Source organism: Trinickia terrae (genome assembly GCF_005144415.1).
In the GTDB taxonomy this organism is placed as follows: domain Bacteria; phylum Pseudomonadota; class Gammaproteobacteria; order Burkholderiales; family Burkholderiaceae; genus Trinickia_A; species Trinickia_A terrae.
The window spans coordinates 456,791-480,085 of record NZ_SWJE01000008.1 but is presented as its reverse complement, the minus strand read 5'-3'; the positions used below and the strand labels follow the sequence as shown (position 1 = coordinate 480,085).

Here is a 23,295-nt window from a genome sequence, read left to right as displayed (position 1 = left end):
GCTTTCCGGCCTGACGCCGACGCCGCTCAATTCATGTTGTCGTTATCGAGGTGCTCGTGAAGCGGGTCGGGGCTCTTCTGCGTCTTGCGCAGCACGCCGGCGTCGTCGAAATAGAAGTGGAAGAGCTCGTACCACGTGTTGTCTTCCTCATAGCGGTAGGTCCAGACTTCGCGCTTGACCATCGGCAGGTACATGGTCTCCTCGGGCCGGCCGAAATGGGTGAGCACGTCGGCGCGCGTCCACTGGTCCGGCACCGCGCGATAGAACTCGGATGGCTGCAGCACTTGCCGGACGTTGACGACCTTGCCGCTCGCATCGATATCGGCGGTGACGGTGGTTTCGCCCATCGGTTGCGTTGGCCACATGAAGCGCTTGCCGCCGTTCGGGAGGTCGTAGACTTCCTTGGGCTGGCCGAGCGCGGCGGTTACGGTGGATTCCGGCGCGCCTGGCTGGAAGCGCTCCCAAGGCTGCGCGCAGGCGCTCAAGACGAAGGGCAACGCGCATACGAACGCGAAGCGCAATGCGCCGAATCGATGCATATACAGGCCATCATGCTGCAATCCTCGCTGTGTCATGACGAACCTCATACGTGATGAGCTGCATCACAGTTTGACACTGCGGACTTCGGAAAATTTAGTACCCGTACGACTCGACGACACGAACATTACTTTCCCAAACGGAATTAGGTGCGCCCTACGCATCATCGTTACTCGTCAATATCAGAAAAGATCAATCCAAATTCACTATCCGATGGTGCCTCTGTCGAGATGGGAGCATCCTCTTCGTTCGGAGACTGATATTCATCCTCCATCTCTTGTACGGCCCAAAAAATGCACGATTGCATTTCTCCGACAATTTCCTCCTTCCTTTCCGGGCAGATCTCCTCAACAATGGTAATGATTGCACTCTCGAGCTCATCAAAATGAGAACCAGGATCATTACTTGCGTCCCATTCATCACGCACTCGATTAACATGGCTCTGTATTTCATTCAACACCCGGTCCCTGATCTCGTCTTTAATGGACTCAAACTCTTCCGGATCGATAAACTCACGTAACTCAAGAGAGGTAAACAGGCTTGGATCCGCTTCCTCAATTGCCTTTTCGCGTATAACCACACCAAAATCACGACTCATTTCGCTCGGGAGGAGACCAAATTGGTGCATTTTTATCATAAAATCACTATCAGGATCCTCTGAAATTGGGCTATAGAAATAGATTTCCGTCGAAATTAGATCAGGACGCGAAACAACTAAGCGGGATGCAAACTCTGCGTTGGCTCGCTGCGAAACGAAGGAGCGGAGTTGGTGCAGAGAAAGCTTTGAAATCTTCTCAATTAGAAAATCATAGAGCAAGGGTGGAACAATAACCAATGCACCAGCAAGCTCAACTCCAGGACAGACCACTTCGCTGATCAAAGACCCAGCCTTGGCCCCTCGCAAATAGAGCTCAACGAGTTCTGGATCGAGCGCAATCAGTTTCGCTATCGCTTCCAAGATAGTTGGATGCTTATAGCGCCAATATCTTCCTTTCTCATCGTGGGCCAGAAGGACCATCGACTCGTTCATTTCCGAGAGTGAGCTCCGAACTTCAGGAGTCGTCACTCCAAACGCATTCTCAACAAGCAATAGCTCCGGGGTTTCACTGACGGGTGATGAAATACGTCCGAGATTTACGAAGAGCAACGCAAGCGCTGCCTTGTGTGCAGGCGCAAGATTACGAACTGTCTCAAAGAGGAAATCAGCTGGTCTTGCGAAAAAATCTCGTATCCCCTGCTCGGATATCGAAACCCCCTTCGATAAGAGCTGACTACCAAGACGTCGCGCAGATTCCGGAAGAAAGTCCTCCCGCTCAACTACCATTGGAAGAAACCACTTCACGCCCGCTCGAAACTGATGAGTTTGATCGCCCAGCTTCAAATGGTTATATAATATCTGAGCCCTCTCATCAGCGGTCAAATGCTCAACCTCTATCGTTACATTACTATGCGAAAGCAATGGAAATGCCTGCATTTTTAAATCCTTTTTTGCAGCCTCCCATATATAACTGCGAGAAGTAATGAGAAACTTGCTGCCATTTTGAATTGCCGCCGCAATGTGTGGAAGCACCTGATTCCAAGCATCTATGTTCGTCCTTTGGTACTGCGTCGCCCCCCACGCGTCGTCAATCCAGAAGAACTGCTTCTCGCTCGGATTGATGCGCTCCTGAAGTCCTATCGCAGATGTCGGTTTCAACGTGAGACATCCCCAAAGATCCGCAGCACCTACAGCGAGGCTAGCGCCAATCGTCGATTTCCCAGTAGCAGGTGCACCGAGTAGCAGCACAAACCCATGACGGCTGATCGCTTCGACGCTGCGTCGATGGGCATCTGTGACAACCAGTTTCTTAAGATCATCACCTAGCGAACTAAGTATCATCTTGGCCTGCTCATATGCTCGCTCGTCGAGAATATTACCCAGATCCCCAAGCCCATATAAGCGTGGAACAAGCATCCGAAGACGTGCTGATTCCTGGATTTGGCTAATGAGCCAGTCGCCCCCCAACACGCGACAACGCTTAGCGCCGGCAGACTCGAATGCCGACACAATTTCGGATTCCGCGACACCACTAACTGAATGGTTCGTGATTAGAATATAGTCGTGGGCCAATCCACGCGCTGCAAGCTTCGGAACCTTTTCTAGCTCACCAGCTATAAGCGACCGTGTTAGGTTGTTGTTCGGGATCGAGGTGAATTTACATTGTATCGTTGATGATACGACCTCGGAATCATCTTCCCAAGTTCCAATGAATGCCCCATCCCGGCCTCCATCGTGAGAAGGCAAAAATCGCTGTATGGGACGCTGCAGGCATTCTTGAGCGACCGCAAGACATAGATCTTGGAATGCTTTCCATCCAAGAGTGTGGAGAGGGTAATCGGCCGCCAATTTATTGTGCTCATAGCTAATATGAGCCTCATATTCTACTGGAGCGCCCCCCTGAATCACAGGACACGGCGAGCAACTTCCGCCGTGCATGACAGCGGTCGTAACTACCATGGTCTCGACACATCATGGACGGCAAAACCGATGTGATTGCCTGTATGCAGTTGGACACGAAAGGTCAATCCGCGACGGAAACGGCATTGCGCTTTCGCGGAGCACGTTTGGAAACCTGGTTCTTCCGCTCTACCGAAAAGGCTTCCGCGCGAGCAGCTCGTTCGGCCGCCCACGATGGATTTATCCGGGTTTCGACTTGGCTAAAGGTGAAAGGCAGGTCGGCTTCTTCGGGTTGCCAGTCGGCGTCGATGATCGCGCCGGTTCGACGATGCGTCATCGTCACTGCGCCCTCAGCCTCTTGATCGAGCCCGCAGTGCCGCATTCCCCACAGGCGAAGGGTCAGCATCATTCCGTCAAGCTCGCGCGTCTTGTCCGTGATGCAGTAGGCGTACCGGCTGGGTCGCTCTTGATAGAGCCGACGCTCGATGAGCCCGTTGTCCTCCATGGTTTTAAGGCGCTGGGTAAGCAGGTTGGGCGACATCTCGGTCTGTGCCCGAATGCCGTCAAAGCGGTCGTTCCCCATTCTAAGTTCGCGCAGAATCAAGATGGTCCAGCGATCCGCAATGACGGCTGCCGCACGAGCGAGGGGACAAAGCGTCTCGCCAGTATTCTCTTGTTTCATCTCGATCTCTCACTAAACCCCGCATTCTGAACCAGTCCACCCTGCGAACCAAGATCGCTGACGTCCATCGCTCCAGCTTTTGCCCTTTACAAGTTTTGTGACTTCAAATATTGTAGTCACACAGTCAACGCGCCAAAGGGATCCTCGAAATGGCAAATCAATCTGCCTCCGGGCTGACGTATGAACCCGAGCTGACGGGGCTGCTCATAGTCGATCCCTATAACGACTTCCTGTCGGAGGGAGGCAAGCTTTACGAACTCTGCCGCTCGACCCTGGAGGCGAACAATGTCGTCGAGCATATGCGGCAGATCCTTGCCGCGGCTCGAACGGCTGGCGTGCAAGTTTTCATCGCCCCTCACCATCGTTGGCGCGAATGCGATCTGCACAACCATTGGAAAACGATACCGCCCATCGGGGCCTCGGCCGACAAGGGACGTGTCTTTGCCGACGGGACTTGGGGCGGAAGTTTTCACCCCGATTTCGAACCTCGCCCCGGTGAGATCGTCGCGCAGGAACATTGGCTCTCGAGCGGGTTCGCCAACACGGATCTTGACTTGCAGCTCAAGAAGCATGGTCTACGCAAAGTCATCGTGATCGGCATGCGCGCCAACACATGCATCGAATCCACCGTTCGCTTTGCGGCCGAGCTCGGCTACGAAGTCACGCTGGTGAAAGATGCTGTCGGCAGCTTCGGTCAAGCCGAGATGGACGCCTCGCTACAGTTCAACATGCCGGCTTATGCGTGCGCCATTGTCTCGACTGACGAAATCATCGCAAAGCTCTCTGTCTGAAGATCCGGAGGTTATCCAATGACCAACGAAGTCATCGCCGAATCGACGGCCGAAGCCACGATTCACGCACCGCTCGCGTCCATCGACTTGACCGAGTGGGTCTTTACTTTGACCGACAGCGAATATCAGGCCTGTTCAAAGAATCACATTGCGGCTGCGGCAACGCTCACCCCTGAGGGCAAGCGTATGTCCATCAATGTGGAGCACGTTGGCAATCTGATGATTCAGCACTATGTCGAGGACGTCGCCGAGCGGAGCCGTTGCCGTCTCGTGTCGTTGTCGGACTCAATCGGTCCGGACATTGGCAGCCGCGTCAAGATCGTCGTGATCTGGTCTTTCACCGCAGAAGCTATCGATGCCGACACGACGAGGTTCATCAATAGCGTAGAAGTCCGCACTGCGCCCGGCTATCTAGAGGCGCTTGAAAAGCGCGGCGTGCCCTTCGCCAAGGCGAGCGAATTCGCGCAGCAGGCTCTGACCGCCCACAACGCGGAAGAGACGCCGCTGTTCGCCAAGGATATCGAGCACAAGGCGCGTGCGATGCAGTGGCGGTGAAATAACGCCTGGAGCGATCTCACGCCCCCCGCCCAGGCCGCCGCACCGCCCTCACCTTCCCGCTATTCCCGCCCCCGCAGAAAAACTGATCCTCGCCATCCGACTCGAGCCCCGACACGCCGATTCCATCCGGCATCTTGAGGCTCTCCAGCACCTCCCCCGTGCTCGGATCGACGCGCCTCAACTCGCTCTCGTCGCCTTCCCAAGTGGCGTGCCACAGCTCCGAATCGACCCAGGTGACACCGGTCACGAAGCGATTGGACTCGATGGTCCTCAACACCGCCCCCGTTTCCGGATCAATCTGATGAATCTTCCGCGCCCGATACTCGCCGACCCAAAGCGTCCCTTCGGCCCACGCGAGCCCCGAGTCCCCGCCGCCGCCCGGCGCCGGAATCGTGGCAAGCACGCTGCCGGTCTGCGGATCGATCTTCTGGATGCGATCCTCGGCGATCTGGAACAGGTGTCGGCCGTCGAAGGCCGTGCCCGCGTGCGCGGCGACGTCGATCGAGCGCTTCGTCTTCCCGCTCGACGGATCGAGGGCGTTCAGCTTGTCGCCTGACGCAAACCAGACTTGCTGACCGTCGTAGGTGACGCCACCCACGCGCTCGACGCCAGGAAAAGGCCCATATTCGCGGATGATTTCGGCTGCTGATCGTTTCATGATTCCGTCCCCGCAGAGGTGGTGGTTGGCAACGCACGCGTCCATCCTACTCATCCAGCAGCGGCGCAGGGAGTAACAAGGTCGTCGCGAATCCGGGCACGGGCGGCGTCACCCAGCGGCGCGCCCGCCCGCGGCCGAACCACTGCACCTTGCCGGCCGCCGCCAGCGCGTCGAGCGAGCGCTGCACGGTGCGCTGGCTCGCGCCCAGCGCCAGCGCCAAAGCCGAGCTCGACCACGATTCGCCATCGCCGAGACAGGCGAGCACGGCCGCGTGCGCCTCGTCGACAGGCTGCGCCAGCACGACGACTTCGCTCGCCGCGCACGGCGCGAGCGCAAAGCCCCGCGGCGTCGCGCTGATGGTGGCGAGCGTCCCGAGCTCCGCGCGCAGCCGCCCCATCTCGACGCGCAAGCGCGCGCGATGCGATTCGTCGGCGAGCCTCAGCCGGAAGGCCCGCTCCACCAGCGCATCGCGCGGCACGTCGTCGGGCCACGCTTCGGCGAGCGCGCGGGCAAGCGTGAACAGCACCGGACGCCGCGCCAGCGAGACCACCGTGTCCTCGTCGCGCACGACCAGGCGGCAGGCGTCCACGACGAGCGCCTTCGACGCCAGCAACGCTTCCACTTCCTCGAGCAGCAGGAGCCGTTCCTCGCGGCGCGAAATCAAGCGCGCCGCAGGCGAATCCAGAACTTGAGATGCGCTTTCGACTTCCGCCATCAGCGCGGGAATCCCCGCGTAACGCGCGGCGTGCGCAGCCCGCGCAAGCGCGGCGCGTGCCGGTTGCGTCTTCAGGCGCCGCAGCGCGATCCCGGCCACGACGAGCTCATGCGCAGCCCGCGACGCCGGCGGAAACGGCGCGGGATCGAGCTCGGCAAGCCTGCGCTCGGCCTCGTCGAGACGCCCGATCAGGAGCAAACGCCGGATCTCCAGATACCGCGCATACGCGGCGTTCAGCCTGTCGCCGTGCGCTTCGAGCGTCGCGCGCGCGGCGTCGAGCGTCTTTGCGGGCCAGCCCAGGTCACGCGCGGCGAGCGCGATCTCGGCCTCGGCGACGATGCACCTTGCGCGCGCCACGGCCTCTTTCGCGCCGAAGGCGCGCGCCGCGCTGCGCACGAGCGCCTTCGCGCGCTCGAGGTCGCCGAGCTGCGCCATCGCGATGCCGCGCAGCGCGAGCGCAGGCGCGTCGTCGCGCAACGCGACGCGGTTCAGCGCGCCGAGCGGATCACCCGCGGCAAGCGCGCGCGCCGCCGCCGTGATCAGAGAGTCCATTCGAATCCCGCCACACTTGTCACTCCCACCCTGTCGATATCGGCCACTAATCTAGCACCACGATCGGTCACCAACGTGTTGCCGCGAGAACCAGGCTCAACCGATCGAGCGGCAACGAATCCCGCAAGGAGGGAAGCATGAAGACGACACACACAACCGGAACCCGCGACGAGTGGCTGGCCGCGCGCCTCGATCTGCTCAAGGCAGAAAAGGAGTTGACGCGGCGCGGCGACGAGCTCGCGCGGCAGCGTCAGGCGCTGCCATGGGTGCGCGTGGAGAAGGACTACCGCTTCGAGACCGAAGACGGCGGCGCCTCGCTCGCGGACCTCTTCAAAGGACGCTCGCAGCTCCTCGTCTACCACTTCATGTTCGGGCCGGACTACAAGGCTGGGTGCCCGTCGTGCTCGTCGATCGCGGACGGCTTCGACGGCTTCGTCATCCACCTCGCGAATCACGACGTCACGCTGATGGCGGTGTCGCGCGCGCCGCTCGCCAAGCTGCAGGCCTACAAGCAGCGCATGGGCTGGGGGTTCCCGTGGGCGTCCTCGGTCGGCAGCGATTTCAACTTCGACTTCAACGTTTCGTTTACTGAAGAGCAGCAGCGCGCAGGCAGCGTCGAATACAACTTCCGGCGCGGCGGCCATGCGATGGACCTGACGCCGCCCCCCGCGCCCGTCGTCGAGTTCGCCGCCACCTGCGGAACGGACGCCGAGACGTACCGGCGCGACCGCCCCGGCATGAGCACATTCGTGCTCGAGGACGGCGAGGTTTATCACACCTACTCCACCTACGCGCGCGGACTCGATGGCCTCTGGGGCATGTACCAGTGGCTCGACCGCGCCCCGAAGGGCCGCAACGAGACGGGCATCTGGTGGCAACGCCACGACGAGTACGGCAAGCGCTGAGGCGAGCCGTGATCGCTGTCTGCACATCGAGGGAGCGGGCCATGTCCACACTCATTGTTTCCAGGCCGGCATACCGGTCCCAGCGCGCGTTCTTCGTCGTCTCGGCGCTGCTGTTCGCGGCGAGCGCGGCGGCGACGATCGTCTGGTGCGCGTCGATGTCGGCCGCGAACCGGATGCCGATGCCCGGCGGCTGGGAGATGTCGATGGCGTGGGTGCGGATGTGCGGACAGACGTGGACGAGCGCCGCGGCCTCGTTCATCGGCATGTGGGACGTGATGATGGCGGCGATGATGCTGCCGTCGCTCGTGCCGATGCTGTGGCGCTATCGCCGGGCTGTGGCTGCGGGCTGCGCGAGCGAAACGCGCCTTGCCCCGCTGACGGCGCTCGCGGGTATCGGGTATTTCTGCGTGTGGACGGCGCTTGGCGCGGCGGTGTATGCGGCGGGTGTCGCGCTTGCGGAGCTCGAGATGCAAGCGCCGGTGGCGGCGCGGATCGTTCCGGTCTCGGCGGGTGCGGTCGTACTGATTGCGGGCGCGCTTCAGTTCACCGAGTGGAAGGCGCGCCATCTTGCAAGCTGCCGGGAAGCGCCAGGGCATGGACGGACGTTGCCTGCGGATGCCGCTACAGCGTGGCGCTTCGGGCTGCGCCTTGGCCTCCATTGCAGCTATAGCTGCGCTGGACTGACGGCGATCCTGCTCGTCATCGGCGTCATGGATCTGCGGGCGATGACGATGGTGATGGCAGCGATCACCGTCGAACGTCTCGCGCCAGGCGGGGAGCACGTTGCGCGCGGCATCGGAGGCGTGACCGTCGCTGCCGGGTTGCTGTTGATCATGCGAATAGTGGCACTTGGGTGACATCACAGCCGAAGATCCACTAACAGCGCGTTGAAATATCGCTCGCCACGCGAGTTCCGATGCAGGACCGATTCATCGACCTGAGTGTGAGGCGGTGTCCGGAACTACGGGGGCAAATCCAGGCAATTCGCGGGGCGCATTGACAGTTGCGAGCCTAATCTTCGGTCACGTATGATGTGCGCCGAATGCCCAACGGAATCCTATCGATGAAGGCACGCGAAGACATCAGTCCAACCCGGCAACAACCCGCGCAAGCCGACCGCCCGGGCCGTCCGCCAGCACGCGGTTTGTCCTCCGCACCATTCATGGATAACCGGCCTCGGGCTGCCGCCCAGCGGCAGTTGCAAGCGGCGATTAACAACAGTCCCCGGGTCGCTCGGTTGCGCGAGATCGATGAACTCGCCCGCGGCGCGGTCGCGCCGAATGCGCCGCCGACGCAATTGATGATGGAAGAGCATCGGCTCGAGCAGCATATCGTCGAGCCCACCGAAGCTGAAGAAGAAGCGCTTGAGCGGAAGTACAACTTTGGCGACAGGGACGGAAAGGAAGGTCTTGAACGAGCCAGCCTGCGTAACCGGCGGCTCTACGCAAGAACGCTCGATGAGCTCGCCGGCCACGAATCATGGTACGACCCCGGCCCCGACGCAGACGGCCGGCCGGCCGTCACCAGTTCATCGAGACTCGGTGAATACAACCAGGCGGCGCGCCAATACTACATAGGGCCAAGGGAAGAAGGTCACGAAATTTGGAAACGCGTTCAGGAAAACTTGCCGAACCTGCTTGAGAAAGCATTCAAGAAGGGCTACGCCGTCAACCGTCCTGACATCCAAGCACTGCTCGCCAGAGCCGCCACCGAACAAGCCCAACTCGAAAGCGAGGCGACCGGCAGCGCGGGGCGTAGCGTATTCCAGCGATAACCGCAGCCGCGCGTTGACTTAAAACAGAAAGACACCAGAAAGCAGAAATTACGCGTTTTCCGCTACAGAATAGATAAGATCTGCACGGACTCTGGATTAAAGACTTTGGGCAATCGTTAGAACGTAAAGAGAAGCGATAGCCTTTTTAAAGCTTCTCGAGACGCCTTCCACCCGTGTGCAGCGCAACTACACCAATCGCCAGCGTAACGACGGCGCGCGCGAACCACACCTTGAATGCCATCGAAAGATTGAACACGTCGAAGGCTTGAATGAGGCTGTAGAGGCCAAAGCACACGGATGCGAAGCCCGACAGAAGCAACAAAACAGCGAACGTCTGCCGCGCGGAACTGCCACGAGATCCATGCTCCGCGATCTGGGCCGCGGCACTCGACGGCTCGTCATGCCGCGATTTGCCGGGCGGCATCACGTGTTCATCCGGCGCGGCTGCGAACCCGCTCCGGCCGGAGATCCTCCCGTGTTGTCGACGGACTTCCCCGCTTGAATGAACTGCACCATCAAGCACAGCACAAAGCAAATGATCAGCATGCAGCGGCCTGTCGAGAAGAACGCGCTCTTGCCAGGCACGACATATTTCACCGCACCCACTCTCGTCGCGGCCACCACGCCGTGCGCGACGATGGCTCCCGCCGTCTCCCCCTTCAGCGCAGCCGGAGCACCCTGGATGAAGCGGGTCATCGCCAGCGCGCCGACAAAAGCGCAAGCCACGTGGAAACGTGTCAACCAGGCTGGCTGCAAATTCGCCTGATCGGCGAGCATCAGATTGAGGCCTGCCACGGCGCCGGCGCATGCGCAGCTCAGTGCAAACGCCAGCAGCCAAGACTTTAATCGCGTGTTCATGAATCTCAGCATCGAAGAGGAAAATGGTCCACCTTCGATATCGGCGCACGGCAAACTTTCTTGAGTCATCAACCGGGACGCCGCTCGTCAACGAGATGCGCGTCACGGTGGAGCGCGGCGCGTGGCCGTCGGGGCGGTGGCTCGGGGAATGAGCGCGCCGGTCAAGCAACGGGAGTCGGCAATTCACGCAGCTCGATTCCGGTCCACACCCCGCGCGCGCACAGTTCCTCGATCAGCTCGCACATGGTCTGACGCACCGCGAGCGACGCGGAGCTGACCGGCAACGCATTCGGCCAGCAAATGCTCGCAGGCCGGCGAATGACCGGATCGACGATGCGGCGTATCTTCGGCCGGTCCGCAGGGGCGCGCAGCGCGAGCGACGAAGCAGGCAGGATCGTGCAGGCAGCGCCCGATTGCGCGATCGACAGCAGCGTCGGCAGCGAATCGATATCCGCGACGATATTGAGCGGCACCTGCTCGCGAGCGAACGTGCGCTCGAGCAACAGCCGCAATCCGTTCGACACGCTCGGCGCGACCAGCGGCACGCCCCCGAGCGCGGCCAGCTCGCAGCTGCGGGAGCGCGGCGATACGCCCGCGCCGGGCTCGCCCATCAGGTACAGCTCCTCGTCGAGCACCGGCATCGCGGTGATGCCCGAGGTGTTCGAATCGCGAAACAGGATCGCCAGATCGAGGCGGCCGTTCGCCAGCAGCTCGTTGAGGTAGCCGCTCATGCTTTCGAAGAACTGCAGCCGGATGCCCGGATAGCGCTCCGTGACGCGCTCGAACACCGGCATCGCGAGAACCGACGCCATCGTCGTCGGAAAACCGACCGCCACGGTTCCCGATTCCGCCCCGACGCCCTCGCGCACTTCCTGCCGCAGCTGCTCCATCTGATGCAGCACGAGCCGCGCGTGACGGTACAACGCCTGCCCCGCGGCGGTCGGCTTCACGCCCTGCGGACTGCGCACGAGCAGCGCCACGCCGAGGTCATCCTCGAGCTTGGCGATCTGCTGGCTCAGCGACGGCTGCGCGACATAGAGCTTCTCGGCCGCCTTGCCGAGGCTGCCGAAGTCGACGATGTTGACGAAGTAGCGAAGCTGGCGGACGTCCATGGCAACGGATGGCTTGCTGGGAAAGGGCCATAGGGTACGCTTATGACCGGCACATTCAATCGGTATTTCTCGCGCGGCGCGGGTTCGAATACAGTCGGCTCATATCCATCCCTATCCACTCCAATACGCCGGCCTATCCGGCGGCGTCAGAGACGGCAATGAGCGATTCCCTTCCCGGCCAATTCCCGCAGCACACCCAGACAGTCACGGACATCCTGTCCCCCGCCCACGCAGCCGCGCTGGCCGCCACGCTCGACTACGACGAAGCGCCCAGGAGCGGCGAACCGCTCCCGCCGATCTGGCACTGGGCGTATTTCTGGGCGGCCACGCCGCAATCCGGGCTCGGCGCCGACGGTCACGCGAAAAAAGGCGGATTTTTACCCGACCTCGGCTTGCCCCGCCGCATGTGGGCCGGCGGCCGGCTGCTCTTCGACGCGCCGCTGATCGTCGGCTCGACAGTGGAACGCGTCTCGCGCGTCACGTCGGTCGAACGCAAGGAAGGCCGCAGCGGACATCTCGGCTTCGTCACGGTGACGCACGAGTTCAAGACCAGCGGCAAGACGGCGATTCGCGAAGAGCACGACATCGTCTACCGCGAACCGGCCCGTCCCGGCCAGCCGCAACCGGCACCCACGCGCGCCCCGCACGGCGCCGAGTGGCGACGCGAAATCCACCCGACCGAGGTGCTGCTGTTCCGCTATTCGGCATTGACGTTCAACGGCCACCGCATCCACTACGACAGGACGTATGTACGGGACGTCGAAGGCTATCCCGACCTCGTCGTGCACGGCCCGCTGATCGCGACCTTGCTGCTCGACATGGTCGCGCGCTTCCTGCCGCAAGCCGTCGTGCGCGAGTACGCGTACAAGGCCGTGCGCCCCACGTTCCTCGGGCATTCGTTCTCCGTCTGCGCACGCCCTTTAGCCGACGGCAAGTCCGTCGAGCTGTGGGCGCAGGACCATGAAGGATGGCTCACGATGTCGGCACGCGCGGTGCTTGCCTGACTTTCCAACACCTGGACCGAGACCGATTCGATGACGCATTTGACGACGCAAGCCGACGATCCGTATCAGGACATCCGCGAAGCCATGCGCGACCTGTGCAGCCAGTTCCCGGCCGAATACTTCCGCAAGATCGACGGGGAGCGCGGCTACCCGGAAGCGTTCGTCGACGCGCTCACCAAGGCGGGCTGGCTCGCGGCGCTGATCCCGCAGGAATACGGCGGCTCGGGGCTGGGACTCACGGAGGCGTCGGTCATCATGGAGGAGATCAACCGCAGCGGCGGCAACTCCGGCGCGTGCCACGGCCAGATGTACAACATGGGCACATTGCTGCGGCACGGCTCCGCCGAGCAGAAAGCACGCTATCTGCCGAAGATCGCCTCGGGCGAATTGCGCCTGCAATCGATGGGCGTGACCGAGCCGACCACCGGCACCGATACGACCAGGATCAAGACGACCGCCGAGCGCCGCGGCGACCGCTACGTCGTCAACGGCCAGAAAGTCTGGATCTCGCGCGTGCAGCACTCGGACCTGATGATCCTGCTCGCGCGCACCACGCCGCTTTCCGGCGTGAAGAAGAAAAGCGAAGGGATGTCGATCTTCATCGTCGACCTGCACCACGCAGTCGGCCACGGCATGACGGTCCAGCCGATCCCGAACATGGTCAACCACGAGACCAGCGAGCTGTTCTTCGACAACCTCGAAATCCCCGCGGAAAACCTGATCGGCGAGGAAGGCCAGGGCTTCAGGTACATCCTCGACGGGCTCAACGCGGAACGCACGCTGATCGCCGCGGAATGCATCGGTGACGGCTACTGGTTCGTCGACAAGGTCTCGCAATACGTGAAGGATCGCGTCGTATTCGGCCGCCCCATCGGACAGAACCAGGGCGTGCAGTTTCCGATTGCGCGCTCGTTCATCAACGTCGAAGCGGCGAGCCTGATGCGCTTCGAGGCTGCGCGCCGCTTCGATGCGCACGAGCCGTGCGGTGCGCAGGCGAACATGGCGAAGCTGCTCGCAGCGGATGCGTCGTGGGAGGCGGCCAATGCCTGCCTGCAATTCCACGGCGGATTCGGCTTCGCTTGCGAGTACGACGTCGAGCGCAAGTTCCGCGAAACGCGCCTGTATCAGGTCGCGCCGATTTCAACGAACCTGATCCTCTCGTACGTCGCCGAACATATCCTCGGACTGCCCCGCTCGTTCTGAATGAAACGGCCCCCACGCTCACTGCTTGCTGTGCATGGGGCCGGAGTAAGTGCTGAAGCACTAACTCCGGCCGACACGCTGCCCCCCGAGGGGGTGTCAGTACGTTTGGGGCGGCCCGGCACGTACTGACAAGGAGCATCGCGTCATGCGCCCTCTCGAAGGCATCAAAGTCGTCACGTTCGAGCATGCGATCGCGGCGCCGTTCTGCACACGGCAACTCGCGGATCTCGGCGCGCGCGTCATCAAGATCGAGCGGCCCGGCACCGGCGATTTCGCGCGCAACTACGACGAGCGCGTGTCCGGGCTCGCGTCTCACTTCGTCTGGACCAATCGTTCGAAAGAGAGCGTGACGCTCGACGTGAAGCGGCCGGAGGCCATCGAGGTCGTGCACCGGCTGCTCGCCGATGCCGACGTGTTCGTGCAGAACCTCGCACCGGGCGCGACGCAGCGGCTCGGGCTCGACTACGCAACGCTGCGCGAGAAGTATCCGAAGCTGATCGTCTGCGATATCTCCGGCTATGGCCTCGACGGGCCGTTCCGCGACAAGAAAGCGTACGACCTGCTCATTCAGAGCGAATCGGGTTTCCTGAGCATCACGGGCTCCGAAGGCGAGCCGGCCAAGGCAGGCTGCTCGATCGCCGACATCGCCGCGGGCATGTACGGCTACACCAATGTCCTCGCGGCGCTCATCGAACGGGGACGCACGGGGCACGGCAAGCACATCGACGTATCGATGCTCGAAAGCATGGTCGAATGGATGAGCTACCCGCTCTACTACGCCATCGACGGCCAGACCGCGCCGCGCCAGAGCGGCGCGGCGCACGCGACGATCTACCCGTACGGTCCGTTCAAGGCAGGCGACGGCAAGACCGTGATGCTCGGCCTGCAGAACGAGCGCGAGTGGAAGCGCTTTTGCGACGCCGTCATCCGCGCGCCGGAGCTGGCAGCGGATGAGCGCTTCAGTTCGAACAGCCGGCGAGTCGAGAATCGCGACACGCTCGCGCAGATCATCGCGCAGGCGTTCTCGGCGCTCACCGCCGCGCAGGTGATCGAGCGCCTGGAAGAAGCCGGCATCGCGAATGCGCGCATGAACGACATGCACGCGGTCTGGGCGCACGAGCAGCTGGCGGCCCGGCAGCGGTGGACCAAAGTCGGCACCCCGGCGGGCGACATTCCCGCGCTATGCCCGCCGGGTGTGTCGCTGGCGGACGATCCACGCAGGGATCCGGTGCCGGCGCTTGGGCAGCATACGGACGCGATATTGCGCGAGCTTGGGTATGGCGATGGGGAGATTGGCGAGTTGCGCGAAACCGGCGCGGTCTGAATCCGTCCGCCGGCGACGCCAACGAAAGGCCGTCGCCGGCGAATTCATCCAGCCGTGCTCGACGGCGTCGCCGGCCTCACTTATCCGCAACCAGCTTCCCCGCCCTCGCCCATGCCTCGCGCGGCACCTCGGTGATGACGATGTCGACGGACTCCACAGGGCACTTCAACGTTTCCACCGTCACGCGCGTGACTTCGCTCACGAACGCGCGCTTCTGTTCCAGCGTGCGGCCAGGATGCATTTCCAGATGTAAGGTCGGCATGGCTTGTCTCTCATCGAAGCCCCAGGGATTGGGGCTGAGTCGACAGAATGGGCCAAAAGCCCATGTTGATAAACATGCGACAATTCACGACACTCCAAACCGTTAGGTTGTGAATCATGAATATCCTCGCCGACATGGAAATGTTCGTGCGGGTCGTGGAATGCGGCAGCTTCGCAGCGGCCGCCGAAGCAAGCCAGGTGTCCGCCACGATGGTGGCCAAGCGCATTCAGGCCATCGAGCGGCGCCTGGGCGCCCGGCTGCTTCACCGCACCACTCGCCGCCAGCAGTTGTCCGACGTCGGCCAGCTCTACTACGAGCGCTGCAGGCACGCGCTGGCGGAGATCGAGCTGGCCGAAAACAGCGCCGCCGAATTGCAGGCCACGCCGCACGGCGTGCTGCGCGTCGTCGCGCCGGTGAGCTTCGGCAGCTACAGTCTGGTGCCGGCGCTGGCCGAATTCATGGAGGCGCACCCTGAGGTCCGCGTCGACCTCACGCTCGACAACGGCGCGCCGAGTCTATGGCAAGACGACTACGAGCTGGGCATCCATATCGGCGAGGTCGACGAGCCCGGTCTCGTCGCGCGTCCGCTCAAGCCTTACCGGCGACGGCTCGCAGCCGCGCCGTCCTATCTGGCCCGGCATGGCAAGCCGCGGCGGCCGGAGCAATTGAGCGAGCACGAGTGCCTCGGCATGTCGTACTGGCAGCGGAGCGACCGCTGGCGGCTGGTCGGGCCGCGCGGCGAGGTCCGCGAGGTCGCCGTGCGCGGCAGCTTCACGGCCAACCACGGCGACGCCGTGCGCGTCGCCGCATTGCAAGGACTTGGCATCGTGCTGCAACCGGAGACCGTGCTGGCCACCGACCTTGCCGCCGGCCGGCTCGCGCCGGTCTTGCCGTCGTGGTCGATGGCGCCATCGCCGATGTATCTCGTCTATGCGCAGGACCGCCGCCCAACCGCCAAGCTGCGCAGCGCGATCGATTTTCTGATGGCGAGATTCGGGGAGCGGAGCGAGCGTTAGCCTCCGCTCGCATTTTCACAAACTGCCCAGACATACACGCAAGCGATGCGAACACAAGATAGCCGGCTCCGGAGTTTGTGCTACCACTGTGTCTGATCGCGAACAAACGCTGACTGCCCTCCTGCCACGAGGAATTGCGCGAACTGATCGATCTGCATGGGACTGGGCCGGTAATGTCCGCTCTTACCGGATAGAAACTTGACGACCCCGTCGTGCACCTCGATCTCCCCTGCAGCGGCAACCGCCCCGCCCGCAAGAAAGCTCGAATGCTGGAACTGCCCCGCCACGCGTTCAGATGCGGCGTACAGTCTGCCTGCGGCATCCATGGCGAAGATTGCCGTTCCTTGCGTTTCCAGAAACGTGGTCGTGGCTCCGCGCGTGTCGAACGGACGGCCATCTGAGCCGATAAGCCGGCCATTCTCCATTTTCAGTTCGTAGGCTTTGCGCTGTTCGCCGTCGAGAAACGCAACCTGCGTGCCGTAACTCGTTCCGGCCTCCTCACCCGCGTACTTCTTGAGCAAAGACACTGTCATGGGAAAACGCGCGTCAGGAGGCAACGGTTCCGGCGGCAATCGCTCAGTTGCAAAGCGGTCATCCGGCGGCGATGTCGGCAGTGTCGGGCGACGCGCCTTGCCGCCCCGTCGACCGGCGACTGTTCAGCGCGCTCATCGTGCTGCGCTTCAGGGCGCACACTCGAATGAAATATTCGCGATGGGCTCATATCCGGGCTCCACAAATCCGTCGAACGCCCTCATTGTTCCCATGCACGGGTTGAAGCGCCGCCGTGCGAGCGAATTCACCGTTCCGTCAGCGAATTTCCGCTTACTCGCCGCTTGCTTCCGGATGACTTCGAAGCCACGCCGGCCTGCACCGACGCAGCGAACGCCAGCAGCTTCTGCGCACGCAACACGACGGGACGATCAACCATTTTTCCGTCGGCTGTGATCGCCCCCGCCTCGGCCCGCGCCGCCGCATCGAGAACGCGCGCCGCCCACGCCAATTCCGGTTCACTGGGCCGGTAGCAGGCGTGGACGACAGGAACCTGCTTCGGATGAATGCAGAGCTTCGCGCCGAAACCGAGCGTCTTGCCGTTCGCCGCATCCTGTGCGATTCGCTCGACGTCGTGAATGTCGGGCGTCACCCCATCGACCGGAGATTCCAGTCCCGCGACGCGCGAAATCAGCGCCAATTGCGCGCGATAGGGATTCAACGCTTCCCGGCCGTCGCCAATGCCCATCTCCGTGATGAAATCCAGCGTCCCGAACATCAGGCGCTTGACGAGCGGGGCCTTGGCGATCTCCATCGCCGACCACATCCCGGCGGCGGTTTCGATGAGCGGAAACACGGGTATGTTCCTGTGCGCTGCGGATACCACGGCGACGACGTCGTCGGCCCGCTCGGCCTTGGGCAGCACGATGCCGGCGACGCCCTCGAGCGCGCCCAGCTTCGCGTCCTCTTCTAACCACGGCGTGCCGCGTCCGTTGATCCGGATCAGCACCGGGCGCTCGCGCGACACCCAGGCTGCGACCGTATTGCGCGCGGCTTCCTTCGCGGCCGGCGCGACGGCGTCCTCGAGGTCGACGACGACGGCATCGGCGCCGCTCGATAGCGCACTGTCGAAGCGGTCAGGACGCGTACCCGGCACGAAGAGATACGACTGGGCGGCGAAGACGGCGTTATTGAACTGCATCGACGATCTCCGGCACGATGGTGAACACATGGCCGTGCATTACACGCGGAATCGCCATTCGCGGCCACTATCGATTGTCTCTGCCGGGCATAGCCTGCACCTATTGCGCCGCTCTCAACTCCCGCACGCATGAATCAGGAACTGCTGCATCGCCAGCGCCGGCGCGCTCAGCTGTGCGTCCTTGCGCCAGAGCATGCCCGCATCCATCTGAGGAATCGCATCGAGCACCGGCCGCGCCTCGATCCGCTTGCCTTCCAGAGACCAGGGCCGGAACACCATGTCCGACAGCACCGTCACGCCGAACCCGTACGCGACGAGCCCGCGCAGCGCCTCCAGCGAGCTCGTGCGAAACGCGATGTTCGGCGTCATGCGTTTCTTCGCCCAATAGCGCAGCGTCGATTGCTCGCCCTCGTCGACGGTCAGCAGGATGTAAGGGTGCTGGGCGATGTCCTTCAGCGACGGCGTGCTCAGCTGCGCGAGCGGATGCGTCGGCGCCACCCATAGCTGACGGCGGGAACGGATCAGCACCTGATGGCCGAAGCGCGAGATGCGCTCCACGTTCGACAGCAGCGCCACGCCGAGATCCACTTCGCCGTCGAGCACCGCCGCTTCGATCCCCGGCCGGTCGACGTCGCGCAGATCGATCTCGACATCGGGATAGCTCGCCCTAAAGCGCGCGAACAATTCCGGCAGGAAATAGCCGAGCACCGTATACGAGGCCGCGATGCGCACCGTGCCGCGCAAATCGTGCGCGCGAAAGCGCGGCTTGTGGATCGCGTCGCGCACCGAATCGAGCACGTGCCGCGCGTGGTGATAGAAATCCTGGCCGTCGGGCGTCAGCTCCACGCCCTGCGGCAAGCGTTCGAACAAGCGCGTGCCGAGCGTGCTTTCGAGCGCCAGCACGGCATTCGTGATCGCCGATTGCGAAACGTGCTCGTCGGTCGCGGCCATCGAGAACTGGCCCGTCCGGGCGGCGGCGGCGAAGTAGCGCAACTGGCGCAGCGTGACGTCCTTAGCCATCTGATTTTCGAATACTGGAGTTATATATTTGTGATTTTACGATAGGGGATCGGCTTCCTATACTCCGTCCCAAAATCGCTTGACCGGAGACTTCAAGCCATGAACGCCCCCCTATCTGCCGAACAGCGCGACGCGCTGGCGTCCCTCCCCCAAGTCACCCTCGACGACAAGTACACGCTCGAAAAAGGCCGCGTCTACATCAGCGGCACACAGGCGCTGGTACGGCTGCCGATGCTGCAAAAGGAGCGCGACCGGCGTGCGGGGCTCAATACCGCGGGCTTCATCTCCGGCTATCGCGGCTCGCCGCTCGGCGGGGTCGACCAGGCGCTGTGGAAGGCGAAGAAGCATCTGCAGGCGCATGACGTGGTGTTCCAGCCGGGCGTCAACGAAGACCTCGCCGCCACCTCCGTGTGGGGCACGCAGCAGCTCAATCTCTGGCCCAATGCGCAGCGCGACGGCGTGTTCGGCATGTGGTACGGCAAGGGCCCGGGCGTCGACCGCACGGGCGATGTCTTCAAGCACGCGAACTCGGCGGGCACCGATCCGAAGGGCGGCGTGCTCGTGCTCGCGGGCGACGACCATGCGGCGAAGTCGTCGTCGGTCGCGCACCAGTCCGATCACGCGTTCATCGCGGCCGGCATTCCGGTGCTGTATCCCGCCAACGTCCAGGAGTATCTCGACTTCGGCCTGCACGGCTGGGCGATGAGCCGCTATTCCGGCCTGTGGGTCGCGATGAAATGCGTGACCGACGTCGTCGAATCCACGGCGTCGATCGACCTCGATCCGGACCGCGTGCAGATCGTCACGCCCACCGATTACCAGATGCCGCCGGGCGGCCTCAACATCCGCTGGCCCGATCCGCCGCTCGCGCAGGAAGCGCGTCTGCTCGACTACAAGTGGTACGCCGCGCTCGCCTACGTGCGCGCGAACAAGCTGAACCGGATCGTGCTCGATTCGCCCACGCCGCGCTTCGGCATCATGACCGCGGGCAAGGCGTATCTCGACGTGCGCCAGGCGCTCGTCGACCTCGGCCTCGACGACGACACCTGCTCGCGCATCGGCCTGCGCGTGCTCAAAGTCGGCTGCGTGTGGCCGCTCGATGCGCAGGATGCGCGCGCGTTCGCGACCGGGCTCGAAGAAATTCTCGTCGTCGAAGAGAAGCGCCAGATCCTCGAATACGCGCTCAAGGAAGAGCTCTACAACTGGCGCGAGGACGTGCGTCCGAAGATCTACGGCAAGTTCGACGAGCGCGACAACGAAGGCGGCGAATGGTCCGTGCCGCGCGGCAACTGGCTGCTGCCGGCGCACTACGAGCTGTCTCCGGCGCTGATCGCGAAGGCGATCGCGCGGCGGCTCACGAGCAAGGCCGATTTGCCCGAGGACGTGCGCGAGCGCATCGTCGCGCGCGTCGCGATCATCGCGGCGAAGGAACGCGAAGCGGCCAAGCCGCGCGTGACCGTCGAGCGCAAGCCGTGGTTCTGCTCGGGCTGCCCGCACAACACCTCGACCAACGTGCCCGAAGGCTCGCGCGCGATCGCGGGCATCGGCTGCCACTACATGACGATGTGGATGGACCGCAAGACCGAGACCTTCAGCCAGATGGGCGGCGAAGGCGTCGCGTGGATCGGCCAGATGCATTTCGCGGGCGACAAGCACGTGTTCGTCAATCTCGGCGACGGCACGTATTTCCACTCGGGGCTGCTCGCGATTCGCGCGGCGATCGCCGCGAACGCGAACATCACCTACAAGATCCTCTATAACGACGCCGTCGCGATGACGGGCGGACAGCCCGTCGACGGCGTGCTGAGCGTGCCGCAGATCGCGCATCAGGTGTACGCGGAAGGCGCGAAGAAGCTCGTCATCGTCACCGACGAGCCCGAGAAATACGATGCCGGCGTGTCGCTGCCGCAGGGCGTGACTGTCCATCATCGCGACCGCCTCGACGCGATCCAGCGCGAGTTGCGCGACGTGCCGGGCACCACCGTGCTCATCTACGACCAGACCTGCGCGACCGAGAAGCGCCGCCGCCGCAAGCGCGGCGCGTACCCGGACCCGGCGCGGCGCGCCTTCATCAACGACGCCGTCTGCGAAGGCTGCGGCGATTGCTCGGTGCAGTCGAACTGCCTGTCGGTCGAACCGCTGGAGACGCCGCTCGGCGCGAAGCGCAAGATCAACCAGTCGTCGTGCAACAAGGATTTTTCCTGCGTGAAGGGCTTTTGCCCGAGCTTCGTGACCGCCGAAGGCGCGCAGGTACGCAAGCCGAAGGCCGTGATCGATGCGGCCGGCGGCGATGCCCTGCCCGACTTCGCCACGCTGCCGCCGCCCGCGCTGCCGGCGCTAAGCAAACCGTATGGGATTCTCGTGACGGGCGTCGGCGGCACCGGCGTCGTGACGATCGGCGGCTTGATCGGCATGGCCGCGCATCTGGAGCGCAAGGGCGTGACGGTGCTCGACATGGCCGGCCTCGCGCAAAAGGGTGGCGCGGTGCTGAGCCACGTGCAGATCGCAGCCTCCCCGGACGCGCTGCACGCCACGCGCATCGCCACCGGCGAAGCGCGGCTCGTGATCGGCTGCGACGCAATCGTATCGGCGTCGCTCGACGTGCTCTCGCGCACGCAGTTCGGCGTGACGCAAGCGGCGATCAACAGCGGCGCCACGCCGACCGCCGACTTCGTGCGCAACGCGAAGTGGTCGTTCCCCGGCGCGCAGACCGAGCAGGACCTGCGAGCGAGCTTAGGCGTTGGCTGCGCGTTCATCGACGCCAACGCGCTCGCCCTGACGCTGCTCGGCGACACGATCTACGCCAATCCCCTGCTGCTTGGCTTCGCATGGCAAAAGGGCTGGCTGCCTCTCGAATTTGTGAGCCTCGTGCGCGCCATCGAGTTGAACGGCGTGGCGATCGAGAAGAATCGCCTGGCGTTCGATTGGGGCCGTTTTGTGGCGCAGCACGGGGCGCAGGCGCTCGAAGCGTTCGTGCCGCGCAAGGCGTCGGCGTCGCAGCAGGTGATCGAGTTCAAGACCGCCGAGTCGCTCGACCAGCTCGTCGCTTCGCGCGAAAAGCTGCTGACGGCCTATCAGAACGCAGCGTATGCGGCGCGCTACCGTAGCGTCGTCGAGCGCGTCCAGGCCAAGGAAATGCAGCTTGCCGCCGGCGCAACGGACGCCAAGCGTGCGCACCTGCCGCTCACACAGGCAGTCGCGCGCAATCTCGCGAAGCTGATGGCCTACAAGGACGAATACGAAGTCGCGCGCCTTTATTCGGACCCCGGCTATCTCGACAAGCTGCGCGCGCAGTTCGAGGGCGAGCCGGGCAAGGACTACACCCTCAGCTTCTATCTCGCACCGCCGCTCTTTGCAAAGCGCGACGAGCACGGGCATCTGGTCAAGCACCGCTACGGGCCGTGGATGCTGCCGGCATTCCGTGCGCTAGCGAAGATGAAGGGCCTGCGCGGCACCGCGTTCGACGTGTTCGGCAAGACCGAGGAACGGCGCAACGAACGCGCGATGATCGAGGACTACATCGCGTTGGCCGACGAGTTCTGCGCCACTTTGGATGCGCCGAAGCTCGACGCCGCCATCAAGCTCGCGAACCTGCCCGACGACATTCGCGGCTATGGTCACGTGAAAGAGCGTGCGGTGCGGAGAGCGTCGGCCGAGCGTGAGCGGCTGCTGAGCGAGTACCGGCAGGCGCGCGCGTTGAGCGCCGCCGCTTGACCCGCACCTGACTGCCGACGCGGCGGCGGCCGGGCTTTCCGGCTCGCCGCCGCTGTCCATCGAATCTCAACGCAGCAGCGTCACACATAGCGCGATACCGGCCAAGTAAGTGCCCAGCGCGCCGACGAAGCGGAAAGGGTTGGGTTTCGCCATCGTCGGCAACGCGATCAGCCCGACGACGAGCAAGCAGCGGCAGACGGTTGCCGCAACCATCAGCGACACTGTCACCGCCGAAGGAGAACGCGCGCCGAGATAGAGAAAAAGCACAGCGAGGAACGGCGCGTATTCGGCCGTGTTGGCATGAGCCCGGACAAGCTTGTGCAGCAGGTTCGCGGGGTCCGTCTCGCAGCCGGAGCCGGTGTTTTCGCGAAAACGCGTAGCCGAAACGGAAAATCCGAGTCCGAACAGGAGCAGCCCCAGCACTGCCACGCATGCGAGCGCAACGTTATTCATTTGAATGAGCCTCCTTGCTTTCCTTTACCA

General features: G+C 63.1%; 23 protein-coding genes. 10 read left to right on the top strand and 13 right to left on the bottom strand.

What is annotated here, in order from left to right; genetic code table 11:
- Positions 1-26: 26 nt before the first annotated feature.
- The 3 genes from FAZ69_RS17260 to FAZ69_RS17250 form a co-directional block, all read right to left on the bottom strand.
- Positions 27-575, bottom strand: a complete 549-nt coding sequence (locus tag FAZ69_RS17260; RefSeq protein WP_439654776.1) for a hypothetical protein — start codon at positions 573-575, stop codon at positions 27-29.
- Between the two features lie 131 nt (positions 576-706).
- Positions 707-3,034, bottom strand: a complete 2,328-nt coding sequence (locus tag FAZ69_RS17255; protein WP_136896265.1) for an nSTAND3 domain-containing NTPase — start codon at positions 3,032-3,034, stop codon at positions 707-709.
- A 64-nt stretch (positions 3,035-3,098) separates the two neighbouring features.
- The gene (locus tag FAZ69_RS17250; protein WP_136896264.1) at positions 3,099-3,656 is read right to left on the bottom strand and encodes a winged helix-turn-helix transcriptional regulator; all 558 of its coding nucleotides are present in this window, start codon (positions 3,654-3,656) and stop codon (positions 3,099-3,101) included.
- A 149-nt stretch (positions 3,657-3,805) separates the two neighbouring features.
- On the opposite strand from FAZ69_RS17250, the gene FAZ69_RS17245 reads away from it, so the two are divergent.
- Both FAZ69_RS17245 and FAZ69_RS17240 read left to right on the top strand, forming a co-directional pair.
- Positions 3,806-4,447 carry a cysteine hydrolase family protein gene (locus tag FAZ69_RS17245; RefSeq protein ID WP_136896263.1) on the top strand — a complete coding sequence of 214 codons (642 nt, stop codon included), beginning with the start codon at positions 3,806-3,808 and terminating at the stop codon, positions 4,445-4,447.
- Positions 4,448-4,465: 18 nt separating this feature from the next.
- Complete coding sequence (locus FAZ69_RS17240) at positions 4,466-5,002, top strand: hypothetical protein (protein ID WP_136896262.1); 537 nt, start codon at positions 4,466-4,468, stop codon at positions 5,000-5,002.
- A 19-nt stretch (positions 5,003-5,021) separates the two neighbouring features.
- Here FAZ69_RS17240 and FAZ69_RS17235 read toward each other — a convergent pair whose 3' ends face one another.
- Together FAZ69_RS17235 and FAZ69_RS17230 are read right to left on the bottom strand one after the other, a co-directional pair.
- Positions 5,022-5,663, bottom strand: a complete 642-nt coding sequence (locus FAZ69_RS17235; protein WP_136896261.1) for a Vgb family protein — start codon at positions 5,661-5,663, stop codon at positions 5,022-5,024.
- Between the two features lie 46 nt (positions 5,664-5,709).
- Positions 5,710-6,930 carry a helix-turn-helix domain-containing protein gene (locus FAZ69_RS17230; RefSeq protein WP_136896260.1) on the bottom strand — a complete coding sequence of 407 codons (1,221 nt, stop codon included), beginning with the start codon at positions 6,928-6,930 and terminating at the stop codon, positions 5,710-5,712.
- 137 nt (positions 6,931-7,067) lie between these two features.
- Here FAZ69_RS17230 and FAZ69_RS17225 point away from each other — a divergent pair, with 137 nt between their 5' ends.
- The 3 genes from FAZ69_RS17225 to FAZ69_RS17215 all read left to right on the top strand — a co-directional run bounded on the left by FAZ69_RS17225 (position 7,068) and on the right by FAZ69_RS17215 (position 9,609).
- Positions 7,068-7,835 (top strand): DUF899 domain-containing protein, encoded by a 768-nt coding sequence (locus FAZ69_RS17225; protein ID WP_136896259.1) that lies wholly within the window; start codon positions 7,068-7,070, stop codon positions 7,833-7,835.
- A 41-nt stretch (positions 7,836-7,876) separates the two neighbouring features.
- Positions 7,877-8,692: a DUF2182 domain-containing protein gene (locus FAZ69_RS17220; RefSeq protein WP_136896258.1), complete on the top strand. Its 816-nt coding sequence runs from the start codon at positions 7,877-7,879 to the stop codon at positions 8,690-8,692.
- Between the two features lie 206 nt (positions 8,693-8,898).
- Positions 8,899-9,609, top strand: a complete 711-nt coding sequence (locus FAZ69_RS17215) for a hypothetical protein (RefSeq protein WP_136896257.1) — start codon at positions 8,899-8,901, stop codon at positions 9,607-9,609.
- Positions 9,610-9,754: 145 nt separating this feature from the next.
- Here FAZ69_RS17215 and FAZ69_RS17210 read toward each other — a convergent pair whose 3' ends face one another.
- The 3 genes from FAZ69_RS17210 to FAZ69_RS17200 all read right to left on the bottom strand — a co-directional run bounded on the left by FAZ69_RS17210 (position 9,755) and on the right by FAZ69_RS17200 (position 11,579).
- Positions 9,755-10,036 (bottom strand): hypothetical protein, encoded by a 282-nt coding sequence (locus FAZ69_RS17210; RefSeq protein ID WP_240702282.1) that lies wholly within the window; start codon positions 10,034-10,036, stop codon positions 9,755-9,757.
- Positions 10,033-10,536, bottom strand: coding sequence for a hypothetical protein (locus FAZ69_RS17205; protein WP_240702303.1), 504 nt, complete (start codon positions 10,534-10,536; stop codon positions 10,033-10,035). Before FAZ69_RS17205 ends, FAZ69_RS17210 begins: the two co-directional genes overlap by 4 nt.
- A 92-nt stretch (positions 10,537-10,628) precedes the next feature.
- Entirely contained in the window at positions 10,629-11,579 is a 951-nt protein-coding gene (locus tag FAZ69_RS17200) for a LysR substrate-binding domain-containing protein (RefSeq protein ID WP_136896256.1), read from the bottom strand.
- Positions 11,580-11,737: 158 nt separating this feature from the next.
- On the opposite strand from FAZ69_RS17200, the gene FAZ69_RS17195 reads away from it, so the two are divergent.
- From FAZ69_RS17195 to FAZ69_RS17185, 3 genes are all read left to right on the top strand, one after another.
- On the top strand, positions 11,738-12,583 hold the full coding sequence (locus FAZ69_RS17195; protein ID WP_136896255.1) for an HTD2 family dehydratase: 846 nt from the start codon (positions 11,738-11,740) through the stop codon (positions 12,581-12,583).
- Between the two features lie 30 nt (positions 12,584-12,613).
- The gene (locus tag FAZ69_RS17190; RefSeq protein WP_136896254.1) at positions 12,614-13,786 is read left to right on the top strand and encodes an acyl-CoA dehydrogenase family protein; all 1,173 of its coding nucleotides are present in this window, start codon (positions 12,614-12,616) and stop codon (positions 13,784-13,786) included.
- A 145-nt stretch (positions 13,787-13,931) separates the two neighbouring features.
- Positions 13,932-15,110 (top strand): CaiB/BaiF CoA transferase family protein, encoded by a 1,179-nt coding sequence (locus FAZ69_RS17185; RefSeq protein WP_136896253.1) that lies wholly within the window; start codon positions 13,932-13,934, stop codon positions 15,108-15,110.
- A 76-nt stretch (positions 15,111-15,186) separates the two neighbouring features.
- Here FAZ69_RS17185 and FAZ69_RS17180 read toward each other — a convergent pair whose 3' ends face one another.
- Positions 15,187-15,372, bottom strand: a complete 186-nt coding sequence (locus tag FAZ69_RS17180) for a 4-oxalocrotonate tautomerase (RefSeq protein WP_136896252.1) — start codon at positions 15,370-15,372, stop codon at positions 15,187-15,189.
- A 116-nt stretch (positions 15,373-15,488) separates the two neighbouring features.
- Here FAZ69_RS17180 and FAZ69_RS17175 point away from each other — a divergent pair, with 116 nt between their 5' ends.
- On the top strand, positions 15,489-16,388 hold the full coding sequence (locus tag FAZ69_RS17175; protein WP_136896251.1) for a LysR family transcriptional regulator: 900 nt from the start codon (positions 15,489-15,491) through the stop codon (positions 16,386-16,388).
- Between the two features lie 80 nt (positions 16,389-16,468).
- Here FAZ69_RS17175 and FAZ69_RS17170 read toward each other — a convergent pair whose 3' ends face one another.
- The 3 genes from FAZ69_RS17170 to FAZ69_RS17160 all read right to left on the bottom strand — a co-directional run bounded on the left by FAZ69_RS17170 (position 16,469) and on the right by FAZ69_RS17160 (position 19,098).
- Positions 16,469-16,909, bottom strand: coding sequence for an IQM protein middle domain-containing protein (locus tag FAZ69_RS17170; RefSeq protein ID WP_136896250.1), 441 nt, complete (start codon positions 16,907-16,909; stop codon positions 16,469-16,471).
- 275 nt (positions 16,910-17,184) lie between these two features.
- On the bottom strand, positions 17,185-18,078 hold the full coding sequence (locus FAZ69_RS17165; RefSeq protein ID WP_240702280.1) for an HpcH/HpaI aldolase/citrate lyase family protein: 894 nt from the start codon (positions 18,076-18,078) through the stop codon (positions 17,185-17,187).
- Between the two features lie 114 nt (positions 18,079-18,192).
- Positions 18,193-19,098 (bottom strand): LysR family transcriptional regulator, encoded by a 906-nt coding sequence (locus FAZ69_RS17160; RefSeq protein ID WP_136896248.1) that lies wholly within the window; start codon positions 19,096-19,098, stop codon positions 18,193-18,195.
- Between the two features lie 99 nt (positions 19,099-19,197).
- Between FAZ69_RS17160 and FAZ69_RS17155 the strand changes: the two genes are divergently transcribed.
- Positions 19,198-22,812: an indolepyruvate ferredoxin oxidoreductase family protein gene (locus FAZ69_RS17155; RefSeq protein WP_136896247.1), complete on the top strand. Its 3,615-nt coding sequence runs from the start codon at positions 19,198-19,200 to the stop codon at positions 22,810-22,812.
- A gap of 66 nt (positions 22,813-22,878) precedes the next feature.
- On the opposite strand, the gene FAZ69_RS17150 is transcribed toward FAZ69_RS17155, so the two are convergent.
- Positions 22,879-23,265 carry an MAPEG family protein gene (locus FAZ69_RS17150; protein ID WP_136896246.1) on the bottom strand — a complete coding sequence of 129 codons (387 nt, stop codon included), beginning with the start codon at positions 23,263-23,265 and terminating at the stop codon, positions 22,879-22,881.
- Positions 23,266-23,295: the final 30 nt, after the last annotated feature.

Coding starts and splice junctions, on each gene's coding strand:
- FAZ69_RS17260 (WP_439654776.1), bottom strand. CDS start 575: ATGACACAGCGAGGATTGCAGCATGATGGCCTGTATATGCATCGATTC.
- FAZ69_RS17255 (WP_136896265.1), bottom strand. CDS start 3,034: ATGGTAGTTACGACCGCTGTCATGCACGGCGGAAGTTGCTCGCCGTGT.
- FAZ69_RS17250 (WP_136896264.1), bottom strand. CDS start 3,656: ATGAAACAAGAGAATACTGGCGAGACGCTTTGTCCCCTCGCTCGTGCG.
- FAZ69_RS17245 (WP_136896263.1), top strand. CDS start 3,806: ATGGCAAATCAATCTGCCTCCGGGCTGACGTATGAACCCGAGCTGACG.
- FAZ69_RS17240 (WP_136896262.1), top strand. CDS start 4,466: ATGACCAACGAAGTCATCGCCGAATCGACGGCCGAAGCCACGATTCAC.
- FAZ69_RS17235 (WP_136896261.1), bottom strand. CDS start 5,663: ATGAAACGATCAGCAGCCGAAATCATCCGCGAATATGGGCCTTTTCCT.
- FAZ69_RS17230 (WP_136896260.1), bottom strand. CDS start 6,930: ATGGACTCTCTGATCACGGCGGCGGCGCGCGCGCTTGCCGCGGGTGAT.
- FAZ69_RS17225 (WP_136896259.1), top strand. CDS start 7,068: ATGAAGACGACACACACAACCGGAACCCGCGACGAGTGGCTGGCCGCG.
- FAZ69_RS17220 (WP_136896258.1), top strand. CDS start 7,877: ATGTCCACACTCATTGTTTCCAGGCCGGCATACCGGTCCCAGCGCGCG.
- FAZ69_RS17215 (WP_136896257.1), top strand. CDS start 8,899: ATGAAGGCACGCGAAGACATCAGTCCAACCCGGCAACAACCCGCGCAA.
- FAZ69_RS17205 (WP_240702303.1), bottom strand. CDS start 10,536: ATGACTCAAGAAAGTTTGCCGTGCGCCGATATCGAAGGTGGACCATTT.
- FAZ69_RS17200 (WP_136896256.1), bottom strand. CDS start 11,579: ATGGACGTCCGCCAGCTTCGCTACTTCGTCAACATCGTCGACTTCGGC.
- FAZ69_RS17195 (WP_136896255.1), top strand. CDS start 11,738: ATGAGCGATTCCCTTCCCGGCCAATTCCCGCAGCACACCCAGACAGTC.
- FAZ69_RS17190 (WP_136896254.1), top strand. CDS start 12,614: ATGACGCATTTGACGACGCAAGCCGACGATCCGTATCAGGACATCCGC.
- FAZ69_RS17185 (WP_136896253.1), top strand. CDS start 13,932: ATGCGCCCTCTCGAAGGCATCAAAGTCGTCACGTTCGAGCATGCGATC.
- FAZ69_RS17180 (WP_136896252.1), bottom strand. CDS start 15,372: ATGCCGACCTTACATCTGGAAATGCATCCTGGCCGCACGCTGGAACAG.
- FAZ69_RS17175 (WP_136896251.1), top strand. CDS start 15,489: ATGAATATCCTCGCCGACATGGAAATGTTCGTGCGGGTCGTGGAATGC.
- FAZ69_RS17165 (WP_240702280.1), bottom strand. CDS start 18,078: ATGCAGTTCAATAACGCCGTCTTCGCCGCCCAGTCGTATCTCTTCGTG.
- FAZ69_RS17160 (WP_136896248.1), bottom strand. CDS start 19,098: ATGGCTAAGGACGTCACGCTGCGCCAGTTGCGCTACTTCGCCGCCGCC.
- FAZ69_RS17155 (WP_136896247.1), top strand. CDS start 19,198: ATGAACGCCCCCCTATCTGCCGAACAGCGCGACGCGCTGGCGTCCCTC.
- FAZ69_RS17150 (WP_136896246.1), bottom strand. CDS start 23,265: ATGAATAACGTTGCGCTCGCATGCGTGGCAGTGCTGGGGCTGCTCCTG.